Origin of the sequence: Amycolatopsis nigrescens CSC17Ta-90 (assembly GCF_000384315.1) — a bacterium.
GTDB classification, from domain to species: Bacteria; Actinomycetota; Actinomycetes; order Mycobacteriales; family Pseudonocardiaceae; genus Amycolatopsis; species Amycolatopsis nigrescens.
Genome location: NZ_ARVW01000001.1, coordinates 3,640,888 through 3,651,889 on the forward strand (window position 1 = coordinate 3,640,888; position 11,002 = coordinate 3,651,889).

The window sequence follows — 11,002 nt, forward strand, 5'->3', positions numbered from 1 at the left end:
TGCCCGGCTTGCACCATTGGCAATATTGAATCCCCTGGTCAAAGGCTTCTCGATGGGCGGTAGATCGAATTGCGGATCCGCGCCTCGATAATTCACCCAATCCGCGACTGGCATTGCCAGGGGTGCAACGGTTATGCACCGTCGTCGCGCAGCGAGTGGATCATGCTTTGCAGGGTCCGGAACGCGTGCGCCTGTTCGGCCTCGGTCATGCCGGCCAGCATTCTGACCTCGACGGACCGGACCGCTGCGGTCGCTTTCTCCAGGTTCTGTCGGCCGCGGGGGGTGAGCCGGGTGGGAAGAACCTTCCCGACCGGTGCCTCCGCGGGCCTGGTCACGTAGCCGTCTCGTTCCAGGGTCTGGAGCAGCACGTTCATCGTCTGCCGGGTCACGAACGCGCCCCGCGCGAGCTCGGAGTTCGACAAGCCCGGTCGTTGAGCCAGCAGTTCGAGGCAGGAGTAGTGCGTCACGCTCATCCCGAGCGGCCGCAGCACCTCCTCCATGGCTGCGCGCAGGGCGCTCGACGCCTCTTTGAGCAGGTAGCCCAGTGACGTCTTCAGGTCGACACCGTCTTGACTCATGTCAGTATCCTGACATAGATTGGCTGTGTCAGAAAGCTGACACGATGAGAAGGAGCAACATCATGCCCGCCACCGGTCCCGACTTCATCTCGCTCCAAGCGCGCGACCTCGACGTTTCGCAGGCGTTCTACGAGCAGTACCTCGGCCTCGTCCGCTCGCCGACCGGGCCTCCGCACGCCGTCGTCTTCGAGACGAAGCCGATCGCGTTCGCGCTCCGCGACGTCATCCCCGGCACCGATCTCGCCTCCGTCGCTCAGCCGGGCATCGGTGCCGCGATTTGGCTCCACGCCACCGACGTCCAGGCCATTCACGACGCTCTGGTCGCCGACGGTCACCCCATCGTCTCCGCACCGATCGACGGCCCCTTCGGCCGGACATTCACCTTCGCCGACCCCGACGGCTACCGGATCACGCTCCACGACCGCACCTGATGCGCAGAACAGCTAGGCCAGTCTGGTCAGCTGCACCGTGACGTCCAAAGTGGACTTACCGCCGCCGGTGAAGATGCCCTTCAGCGGTGCCACGTCCGCGTAGTCCCGGCCGGTCGCCACCCAGACGTGCCTCGGCCCGACCGCGATCGCGTTCGTCGGGTCGTGCGCCCACCAGCCGCCGGTCCACACGTCCACCCAGGCGTGCGACTCACCGGCCACCGTCTCGCCCAGCTTCGCCGACGGCCGGGTGTGCAGGTAGCCGGACACGTACCGCGACGGAATGCCGATCGAGCGCAGCATCACCAGTGTCACGTGCGCGTAGTCCTGGCACACGCCTTCGCGGGCTTTCCACGCGTCGGTCGCCGTGCTGTGCACCCCGGTGCTGCCCGGCCGGTAGGTCAGCTGCTCGTGCACCCACCCGGTGATCGCCAGCACCGCGTCCGCCGGGTCCTTGCCCTTGCGCAGGTCCTTCGCCACCGCGGCCAGCTCGCGGTCGCGCGGCGTGTACTTCGTCGGCGTCAGGAACTCCGTGTGCTCGTCGATCACCGCGTCCCCGCGCAGGTCCCGCCAGGTGGCGTCGCGGATCGGCTCGGCCGGCGGCTCGGTCTCCACCACCGAGGTCGCCAGCACGGTGAACGCGGTGTGCGGCGCGTGCAGGTCGAAGGAGGTGACCACCGAGCCCCAGTAGTCGGTGTACCGGTACGCCCTGGTCGCCGGGGTGGTCTCCACCCTGGTCGCGACCACGTTCTGCCGCCGGTCCGAGCGCGGGGTCAGCCTGGCCTCGTTGTAGGACTGGGTGGCCGGTCGCGCGTAGTGGTAGCCGGTGCTGTGCACCACCCGCAACTGCCAGCCCGGACCGTGGTCCGGCTTCGCCGGTTCGCTCGCCATCGAGTTCACAGCGACACCTCCGCGCCGCGCCAGGCCACCCAGGGCGAGGTGTTGAAGTACTGCACGGACACCGCGTCCCCGATCTCCCGGATCGACTCCTGCAGCTCACCGAGCCGCTTCGGCAGATCTTCCAGCAGGTCCGAAGGCCGCAGGAATTCCAGCTCGCTGCGGGCCCTGCCGAGCAGCCGCAACGCCTCCGCCTTCTCGTTGCCCCGGCTGTTCAGCGACGGGTCGAGCTGGTTCAGGCAGTCCTCCGCCTGGCGCAGCGCGTGGAACACCGAGCGCGGGAACAGGGTGTCGCGCAGCAGGAACTGCACCACCCGCCCGGCGTCCAGCGCGCCGCGGTAGGTGCGCAGGTAGGTGTCCTGCGCGCCGGCCGAACGCAGCACGGTCACCCAGCCCGGCGAGGACGCCTTGTCTCCCACCCTGGACAGCAGCAGCCGGATCACCATGTCCGCCCGTTCCACCGACCGGCCGAGCACCATGAACAGCCAGCCGTCGTCCCTGCTCATGGTGGAGTCGGCCAGCCCGGCGAACATCGCCGCGCGTTCCTCCACAAAGGACAGAAAGGCGTGCGGCCCTGCCCTGCGGGCGTAGCGCTGCCGGTCCGGCACCGCGTTCCAGGTCGCGTTCAGGCACTCCCACAGCTCGGTGGAGACCACCTCGCGGGCGCCGCGGGTGTTCTCCCGCGCCGAGTTGATCGAGCCGACGATCGAACTGGCGTTGTCCTTGGCGTAGGCGACCAGCTCGGTCAGCTTCCACACGTCCAGCTCGGTCGGCCCGCCCGGCGGGATGCCGAGCACCGCGAGCAGCTGGCGGCTGGCGTGGTCCGGGTCGACGGTGGCGTCCTCCAGCAACTGGTGCACCGAGACGTTCAGGATCCGCGCGGTGTCGTCCGCGCGTTCCACATAACGCCCGATCCAGTACAACGATTCGGCGTTCCGTGCCAGCACTACGACCTCCTCACTGGGACTGCTGCTGTTGTTGCTGCTGGTCGGTGGTCAGCTCGGGGCCCTGCTCGGCCGCCCTGCCGTCCACCGTCGACGGCGCGCTGAGCGCGGGCGCCTGCAGCTCGCGTTCCGCGCTGGACGAGCGCGCGGCCAGCACCCAGGTGTCCTTCGAGCCGCCGCCCTGCGAGGAGTTCACCATCAGGCTGCCCTCCGGCAGCGCCACCCTGGTCAGCCCGCCGGGCAGCACGAAGATGTCCTTGCCGTCGTTCACCGCGAACGGACGCAGGTCCACATGCCGCGGCGCCAGGAAGTCACCGTCTATTTTGGACGGAACGGTGGACAGCTGGACCACCGGCTGGGCGATCCAGCCGCGCCGGTTGGCCTTGATCTTGCGCTTGAGCGCGGCCAGCTCGGCGGCGTTCGAGTCCGGGCCGAACACGATGCCGTAGCCACCGGAGCCCTCCACCGGCTTGATCACCAGCTCGTCCAGGTGCGCCAGCACGTGCTCCAGCTCGTCCGGCAGCCAGCACCGGAAGGTGTCCACGTTGGGAATCAGCGGTTTCTCGCCGAGGTAGTACTTCACCAGCTCCGGCACGTAGGTGTAGACCAGCTTGTCGTCGCCGACCCCGTTGCCGACCGCGTTGGCCACCACCACGTTCCCGGCCCGCGCCGCGTTCAGGATCCCGGCGACGCCGAGCACCGAGTCCGGCCGGTAGTGCACCGGGTCGAGGAACTCGTCGTCGATCCGCCGGTAGATCACGTCCACCGGCCGCTCGCCCTCGGTGGTGCGCAGGTAGACCACGTTGTCCCGGCAGAACATGTCCCTGCCCTCGACCAGTTCCACGCCCATCAGCCTGGCCAGCAGCGAGTGCTCGAAGTAGGCCGAGTTGTGCACCCCTGGGGTGAGCACCACGACCACCGGGTCCGCCACGTTCGGCGCGGCCGCCGCCCGCAGCGCGCGCAGCAGGTGGGCCGCGTAGTCGCCGACCGGGCGCACCCGGTGCTGGGCGAACAGGTCCGGGAAGACCCGCGCCATGGTGCGCCGGTTCTCCATCACGTAGGACACCCCGGACGGGTTGCGCAGGTTGTCCTCCAGCACCCGGAAGGTGCCCTCCTCGTCCCGGACCAGGTCCACCCCGGCCACGTGGATGCGCACGCCGTTGGGCGGGTTGACCCCGAACGCTTCGCGCTGGAAATGCGCGCAGGAGGTGATCAGCCGGCGCGGCACCACCCCGTCACGCAGGATCTGGGCGTCCCCGTACACGTCGGCGAGGAACGCCTCCAGCGCGCGAACCCGTTGCGCCACACCGCGTTCCAGTTTCGTCCACTCGGACGGCGCGACCACCCTCGGCACCAGGTCCAGCGGGAACGGCCGTTCCTGGCCGGACAGGGAAAACGTAATGCCCTGGTCCACCATGGCCCGGTCCAGCGCCTCGGCCCGCGCGGTGAGGTCGGTGCCGGCCAGCCCGACGATCGACTCGTACAGCGCGCGGTAGGGCGAGCGGACCGTGCCGTCCGGCGCGAACATCTCGTCGTAGGCGCCGGCGTGCGGCCGCTGCGGCGTCAGGTACCCGTCGAACTGCGAACCAGGGCGGGCTGCGCGCCGCACCGTCTTGGCCCGTGCTCGGCGGCCGGAAAGGGGCAGACGGGGCGCCGAGTTGTTTTGCATGGTCCACATCCTCGCTCACCGAGGGTGCGACGCGCGATACTGCCTGGTCATGCGACCCAAACTATTAGCCCTCGCCCTGTTACCCGCGTTTCTGGCGACAGCTTGCGGCGCTGGTGGCGACGGCACCGACGGTTCGGCCCCGGCGAACCAGACCGGCCCGGAGATCCCGGTGGTGGCCAAGGACGACCGGCTGGCGGCCATGGTGCCGGCCGAGTTCAGCGCGGACGGCAAGATCGTGGTCGGCCAGGACCACACCTCGGCACCGGCCGGCTTCCTCGACCCCGGCGGCACCGTGGTCGGCTTCAACGTGGACTTCGCCAAGGCCATCGTGCAGAAGCTGGGCCTGCAGCCCGAACTGGTCGGCGTCGACTTCCCCGGGATGATCACCGGCCTGGCCGCCGGCAAGTACGAGCTGGTGGTCTCGTCGCTGAACATCACCGCCGAGCGGCTGCAGACGGTGGACATGGTGTCCTACTACATGGCCGGCACCGGGATGGCCGTGCTCAAGGGCAACCCGGACAAGCTCGGCCCGGCCGAGCTCTGCGGCAAGAACGCGGCCGTGCAGAAGGGCACCATCCAGGTGCAGGACCTGCAGAAGCAGTCCGACCAGTGCGTCGGCGCCGGCCGGCCGGCGATCACCCTGCAGCAGTTCCAGACCCAGACCGACGCGAACCTGGCGCTGACCTCGAAGCGCGCGCAGACCATGCTCGCCGACTCGCCGGTGGTCGACTACATGGCCAAGGAGACCGCGGGCGCGGTGGAGCGGGTCGGCGACCCCTACGACACCGCGCCGTACGGGGCGGCGGTGTCCAAGGGCAGGCCCGGGTACACCCAGGCCGTCCAAGGTGCGCTGCAGGCGCTGATCGAGGACGGGACCTACCGCAAGATTCTGGACAAATGGGGCCTGAACCCGGCCGGTGCGCTGGTCAAATCGGAGATCAACCCGCAGCCCTGAAGGCCACCGTTCGGAGCAGTGCGCACCGCGAAGAAACGGCCCCGTAACCTCTGGATGCTGTGCGCCTGCTCCGAAGAGTGGCAGGATGCGGGCACTCGACCGGTATGAACTACTAGGAGTGACATCGTGGCGCGATCCAAACTCAAAGCGCTTGCCTTGCTGCCCGCGTTCGCCCTGACCGGGCTGAGCATGGCGTGCGGCGCCGGCGGTGACGGTTCGGGCGGTGACGCCGGGTCCCAGCCGGGTGGCCAGGAAGCCGGCCAGCAGATCCCGGCGGCGCAGAAGGACGACAAGCTCGCCGCGCAGGTGCCCGCCGACGTGAGTGCGGACGGCAAGATCGTGTTCGGCCAGGACCAGAGCTACCCGCCGAACGAGTTCGTCGACGCCGGCGGCAAGGTGGTCGGCTTTGACGTGGATCTCGGCACCGCGGTGGCGCAGAAGCTCGGCCTGGGGGTCGAGTTCGCCAACGCCAGCTTCGACGGCATCATCGTCGGCCTCGCCGCGAACAAGTACGAGCTCGCGATGTCCTCGTTCACCATCAACGCCGAACGCCTGCAGACCGTGGACATGGTGTCCTACTACAAGGCCGGCACCTCGCTCGGCGTGCTCAAGGGCAACCCGGACAAGATCAACCTGGATGACCTCTGCGGCAAGAACGTGGCCGTGCAGAAGGGCACCACCCAGGTCGAGGACCTGCAGAAGCGCTCGGACACCTGCGTCGGTGCCGGCAAGCCGGTGATCACCATGCAGCAGTTCCAGGCGCAGACCGACGTGAACCTGGCGCTGACCTCGAAGCGCGCGCAGGCCATGCTGGCCGACTCGCCGGTGGTGGACTACGCGGTGACGCAGACCCAGGGCCAGCTGGAGACCGTCGGTGAGCCCTACGACAGCGCGCCGTACGGCATCGCGGTCACCAAGGGCAAGGGCGACTACAGCCAGGCGGTCCAGGGCGCGGTGCAGGCGCTGATCGACGACGGTACGTACAAGAAGATCGTGGACAAGTGGAAGCTGAACCCGGTCGGTCTTGTCACCAAGTCGGAAGTCAACCCCCAGCCCTGACCGGGCGGAAACACGGAGCTTTCACGTGACCAGTCCATCGGGGTCACTCGATCCCGCACGCACACCGGAGCCGATCAACGCGGTCCCGGTCCGGCACCCCGGCCGCTGGGTCTCCGGCGTGATCGTGCTCTTCATCGCGTTCATCGTGGTGCGCAGCATCGTGGTCAACGACAACCTGCAGTGGGACGTCGTCGGTGACTACCTGTTCAACGACCGGGTGCTCAAGGGCCTGACCAACACGCTGATCCTGACCGTCATCTCGATGCTGATCGGGGTGGTCGGCGGGGTGCTGCTGGCCATCATGCGGCTGTCCGCGAACCCGCTGATGTCCGGTGCGGCCGGGGTCTACATCTGGTTCTTCCGCGGCACCCCGCTGATCACCCAGCTGCTGATCTGGAACTTCCTGGCCGCCGCGTACCCGAGGCTGGGCCTCGGCATCCCGTTCGGCCCGGAGTTCGTCAGCTGGGACACCAACCTGCTGATCTCGCCGTTCATCGCCTCCCTGCTCGGCCTGGGCCTGAACGAGGCCGCGTACATGGCGGAGATCGTGCGCGGCGGGATCCAGTCGGTGGACGGCGGGCAGCTCGAAGCGGCCAGCGCGCTGGGCATGCGCCGGTCCAAGACGCTGCGCCGGATCGTGCTGCCGCAGGCGATGCGGGTGATCATCCCGCCCACCGGCAACGAGACCATCGCGATGCTGAAGACCACGTCGCTGGTGGTGGTGATCGGGTACTTCGAGCTGATGACCGCGGTCCAGCAGATCTACGCGCAGAACTACCAGACCATTCCGCTGCTGCTCACCGCGGCGGCCTGGTACCTGTTCCTGACCTCGATCCTGACGCTGATCCAGATACAGATCGAGAAACGATTCGCCCGCGGCAGCACGCACGCGGTGGCAGAGCAGCAGAAGTGGGGTGCGCGGATGCTGGGCTTCCGGTTCGGCTCCGGTGGCGGTGGACAGGGCGCCGGCGGCGGCGGAGGTGGGGTCTGATGTCGACTCCGGTGGTTTCCGCACAGCGGATCTGCAAGAGCTTCGGTGATCTCGATGTGCTCAAGGGCATCGACCTCGAGGTGCACGAGCGGGAGGTGCTCTGCCTGATCGGGCCCTCCGGCTCGGGCAAGTCCACTTTGCTGCGCTGCATCAACAACCTGGAGAAGATCGACGCCGGCCGGCTGTACGTGGACGGCGACCTGATCGGCTACCGGGAACGCGAGGGCAGGCTGTACACCCTCAAAGACAGCGAGATTGCCATGCAGCGCAAGGACATCGGCATGGTGTTCCAGCGCTTCAACCTGTTCCCGCACATGACCGCGCTGGAGAACGTGATCGAGGCGCCGGTGCAGGTGCGCGGGGACAGCAAGGCCGAGGCGAAAAAGCAGGCCCGCGAGCTGCTGGACCGGGTCGGCGTCGGCGACAAGGCGGACGCCTACCCGGCGCAGCTCTCCGGCGGTCAGCAGCAGCGGGTCGCGATCGCCAGGGCGCTGGCGATGCGGCCCAAGCTGATGCTGTTCGACGAGCCGACCTCGGCGTTGGACCCGGAGCTGGTCGGGGACGTGCTGGCGGTGATGCGTCAGCTCGCCGAAGAGGGCATGACCATGGTGGTGGTCACGCACGAGATGCAGTTCGCCCGCGAGGTCGCGGACAAGGTGCTGTTCATGGACGGCGGCGTGGTCGTCGAGCAGGGCCCGCCCGCGCAGGTCATCGGCGACCCGCAGCACGAGCGCACGCAGAGCTTCCTCGCCCGCGTCCTCAACCCCAACCACCTCGCCTGACGTCGTGAGTGGAAAGTGTTGCCAGGACAACACTTTCCACTCACGACCGCTGACCTGCGGAAAGGTCGGCGAGCTGGTTGAGGTGCTTGAGGAGGTCTCGCTTCGACAGGGCGACGCCCCACCGTTCGATCGAGATGATGCCCTGGCCCTGCCGGATTCCGTCGGGCGGTGGCCGGTCGCGGTTGTCGAGCGCGACGTAGATGGGGCTTTCCCACTGGAGAAAGGTGGGGTAGCAAGCGGTCCACGAGTCGGTGAGGCCGGGGTAGGACGTTGGCGTGCTGGCCACCGTGACCACGTGGTGGTAGAGCCACCGGTCGCCGGTGTTGCGCCGCCAGCGCTTCTTCCGCTCGTGCACGTGGAAGACGAACCCGCGGTGCTCGCCGAGCAGCTCGAACCGGGTACCGGCCGGCACGGATTGCTCCCACTGGGACGGCCCGTGTCCGGCGCCGGCCTGGCCGTCCTTGACCAGCCAGCCGTGCCGCTGGGCGAGCCGCCGAGCCCCCGACGGCCAGAAAAGCCGCCGGGGCAGGCGATAGACGAGCCACCACAGGATCGCGCCGACCACGATCGCCCACACGATCCAGCCACCGACGGTCTTCGGCCAGAGAAACAGCATCAAGTAGTCCATGGTGGTCAGATGTCCAGGTAGCCCTCGGTTTCTTCCTTGCTTTGGTCGGCGCCGGTCTTGTCGTACTCGTTGGCCTTCTGCTGGTTGCCGATGTTGCGCAGCGGCTTGTCGATCCCGGCGTTCGCCCCGGTACCGAGCCCCACCTGTGCCGCGGCGGTGTCGGTCACCGCGCCGCCGAGGGACTTGCCGAGGCCGCCCTGTGCGCGCTTGCCGAACTCGCCGCCCTCACCGAGGAACTTGGTCAGCGGGGTCTTGCCGCCGATGGCGGAGGCCAGGTCCGCGGTCTGGCTCAGCGTCTTCTGGTTGTCCAGCGCCTGCTTGAAGCCGGTGCGCAGGTTGCCGAGCCGGCCGCGCAGGCTGCGCAGGAAGTCCATGATCTTGTCCAGCAGCTTGCGCAGCTTGGCGATGGTCCTGGTCACCCGGCTGCCGGTGGACACCGCCCTGGCGGCGGTGGCGGTACCCGCCGCGGCCGTGGAGGCGCCGAACGAGGGCACCGCGGCGGCCAGCGCCGGGATCCAGATCATGATCAGCCAGGTGATCAGCTCGGTGAGCAGCGCCTTGATGAAGTCCTCGATGACGGTCATGATCATGCTGGAGGTCTGCAGCATCTGCGCGACCTCACCGGCCTGACCGGCCACCCCGTCGATGCCCTTGGCGAACTCGCCGAGTTTCGTACCGGCCGCCTCGGACGCTTCGCCGCCCCAGTTCTGCAGCGAGGACTTGAGGTCCTCCTCGAACTTCTCCCGCAGTTTCCCCACGCCTTCACCGATGGCGTTGAAGTTCTCCGCCGCCTGCGACAGGGCCGGCCCGTCACCGCTGACGAAGTGGATCGCGTCCTCCAGCGGCTGGCAGATGCTGATCAGGAAGCCAAGCCCCTGCCCGACCAGCCAGCCGATCGGGTCGGTCGCGATGCCGAGCGCCGCGCCACCGAGCGACTGGACGAACCCCGCGCCCTCCGAGGCCAGGTTGGTGATCTCGGAACCGGTGGCCCCGTCTTCGCCGAGTTTCTTGCCCGCGTCGAAGGTCTTCAGCGCGCCACCGACCAGCGGAACCGCTTCCTTGGCCTTGTCGCCGGTGTCCTTCTCGCCGGTGGTGATCTTCACGCCGCCGGCTTCGGTCTCTTCTTCCGCCATGGTTTCCTCAGTTCCTGTGCGAGCGCCGCCGGCTCTGTCGGTTAGGGAGCCTTGATGTCGATCTGCAGGCCGTTGAGCAGCTGCTTGACGCCGTCCTCGTGCTGCTCGTAGCCGGTCGCCGCGTCCTTGAACTTGTCCGAACCGGACTGCAGCCCCTCCTGCAGGCTGGTGAACATGTCCTTGAGGTCGCCGAGCATGGACGTGTAGTCCTGCTTGACGAACAGCCCCACCACACCCCAGGACTTGTCGCCGACATCGGCCTTGTCCACCAGCCCCGCGATCTGGCCGGCGGTGCCCTTCTGCTCGCCGAGCTGCCCCGAGTACTTCCGCAGTTCTTCGGCGTTGACGTCGAACCCGCCCACTAGCGATCCTCCTCATCGAACAGGCCCTTCAGGAACTGGTCGCCAGCCGAGGCGCCCCCGCTCGGCGGTGGCGGCGCCGGGCGGCCCTGGTCCCCGGTCGGCTTCAACATGGACTGCTGTGCGTAGTAGTCCTCGTCGTCCTGCACCGGTGCCTTCGGTGGCTTGGCTTCCGCCACCTTCGACCGCAGGTCGTCCACGCTGGTTCCGAAAAGTTCAGCCTGGGTTTCGAGCACCTTCTCGCTCAGTCCCATGCCGCCGCCCATGTGCTCCTCGACGATGGCGGCCTGACGGCGCGCCGATTCGGCGATCGCCTGCTGCAGGGTCGACATCAGGGTGGCGGACAGCGCCGACGCCCCCTGCTTCAGCGCGTCCTCGGTCACCCGGATGTCGGTGATCGCGCCGCCGGAGCCGGCGACCACGGTGACCGACCGGTCGGCGGAGGTGGCCGTGGCCTCGAGCCCGCTCAGCTCGGTCTGCATCTTGCCGGCGTCGCCGAGGCTGTCGTCGAGCCGATGGATCTTCGATTGGAACTTCTCGAACTCGGCGACGAGCCGGTCGAACTCAGCCGACATGGTC

Annotated in this window: 13 protein-coding genes; 5 read left to right on the forward strand and 8 right to left on the reverse strand. The window is 68.3% G+C overall.

Annotation, left to right across the window (positions count from 1 at the left end; genetic code table 11):
• Nucleotides 1–131: 131 nt before the first annotated feature.
• Entirely contained in the window at nt 132–578 is a 447-nt protein-coding gene (locus AMYNI_RS0116995; protein ID WP_020669225.1) for a MarR family winged helix-turn-helix transcriptional regulator, read from the reverse strand.
• 62 nt (nt 579–640) lie between these two features.
• On the opposite strand from AMYNI_RS0116995, the gene AMYNI_RS0117000 reads away from it, so the two are divergent.
• Nucleotides 641–1,009, forward strand: a complete 369-nt coding sequence (locus tag AMYNI_RS0117000) for a VOC family protein (RefSeq protein WP_020669226.1) — start codon at nt 641–643, stop codon at nt 1,007–1,009.
• 12 nt (nt 1,010–1,021) lie between these two features.
• Here the strand turns inward: AMYNI_RS0117000 and AMYNI_RS0117005 are convergent, their stop codons facing one another.
• From AMYNI_RS0117005 to AMYNI_RS0117015, 3 genes are read right to left on the reverse strand one after another with little or no spacing between them, the layout of a single operon-like run.
• A complete protein-coding gene (locus tag AMYNI_RS0117005; protein ID WP_051116520.1) occupies nt 1,022–1,897 on the reverse strand; it encodes a transglutaminase family protein in 876 nt (291 codons plus the stop codon).
• 5 nt (nt 1,898–1,902) lie between these two features.
• On the reverse strand, nt 1,903–2,850 hold the full coding sequence (locus AMYNI_RS0117010) for an alpha-E domain-containing protein (RefSeq protein ID WP_020669228.1): 948 nt from the start codon (nt 2,848–2,850) through the stop codon (nt 1,903–1,905).
• A 10-nt stretch (nt 2,851–2,860) separates the two neighbouring features.
• Entirely contained in the window at nt 2,861–4,516 is a 1,656-nt protein-coding gene (locus AMYNI_RS0117015) for a circularly permuted type 2 ATP-grasp protein (RefSeq protein WP_026360562.1), read from the reverse strand.
• A gap of 49 nt (nt 4,517–4,565) precedes the next feature.
• Here AMYNI_RS0117015 and AMYNI_RS0117020 point away from each other — a divergent pair, with 49 nt between their 5' ends.
• The 4 genes from AMYNI_RS0117020 (at nt 4,566) to AMYNI_RS0117035 (ending at nt 8,303) form a co-directional block, all read left to right on the forward strand.
• Nucleotides 4,566–5,471: an ABC transporter substrate-binding protein gene (locus tag AMYNI_RS0117020; RefSeq protein ID WP_157357382.1), complete on the forward strand. Its 906-nt coding sequence runs from the start codon at nt 4,566–4,568 to the stop codon at nt 5,469–5,471.
• Between the two features lie 126 nt (nt 5,472–5,597).
• Entirely contained in the window at nt 5,598–6,530 is a 933-nt protein-coding gene (locus AMYNI_RS0117025) for a transporter substrate-binding domain-containing protein (protein WP_020669231.1), read from the forward strand.
• 25 nt (nt 6,531–6,555) lie between these two features.
• Complete coding sequence (locus AMYNI_RS0117030; protein ID WP_020669232.1) at nt 6,556–7,521, forward strand: amino acid ABC transporter permease; 966 nt, start codon at nt 6,556–6,558, stop codon at nt 7,519–7,521.
• Nucleotides 7,521–8,303: an amino acid ABC transporter ATP-binding protein gene (locus AMYNI_RS0117035; RefSeq protein ID WP_020669233.1), complete on the forward strand. Its 783-nt coding sequence runs from the start codon at nt 7,521–7,523 to the stop codon at nt 8,301–8,303. The genes AMYNI_RS0117030 and AMYNI_RS0117035 overlap by 1 nt, the downstream gene beginning before the upstream one ends.
• 40 nt (nt 8,304–8,343) lie before the next feature.
• On the opposite strand, the gene AMYNI_RS0117040 is transcribed toward AMYNI_RS0117035, so the two are convergent.
• The 4 genes from AMYNI_RS0117040 to AMYNI_RS0117055 are packed head-to-tail and all read right to left on the reverse strand — an operon-like array spanning nt 8,344 to nt 10,998.
• Nucleotides 8,344–8,919 carry a hypothetical protein gene (locus tag AMYNI_RS0117040; protein WP_157357383.1) on the reverse strand — a complete coding sequence of 192 codons (576 nt, stop codon included), beginning with the start codon at nt 8,917–8,919 and terminating at the stop codon, nt 8,344–8,346.
• A 17-nt stretch (nt 8,920–8,936) separates the two neighbouring features.
• Nucleotides 8,937–10,064 (reverse strand): hypothetical protein, encoded by a 1,128-nt coding sequence (locus tag AMYNI_RS0117045; RefSeq protein ID WP_020669235.1) that lies wholly within the window; start codon nt 10,062–10,064, stop codon nt 8,937–8,939.
• Nucleotides 10,065–10,105: 41 nt separating this feature from the next.
• A complete protein-coding gene (locus AMYNI_RS0117050) occupies nt 10,106–10,426 on the reverse strand; it encodes a hypothetical protein (protein ID WP_020669236.1) in 321 nt (106 codons plus the stop codon).
• Nucleotides 10,426–10,998: a YbaB/EbfC family nucleoid-associated protein gene (locus AMYNI_RS0117055; protein WP_020669237.1), complete on the reverse strand. Its 573-nt coding sequence runs from the start codon at nt 10,996–10,998 to the stop codon at nt 10,426–10,428. Before AMYNI_RS0117055 ends, AMYNI_RS0117050 begins: the two co-directional genes overlap by 1 nt.
• Between the last annotated feature and the right edge of the window lie 4 nt (nt 10,999–11,002).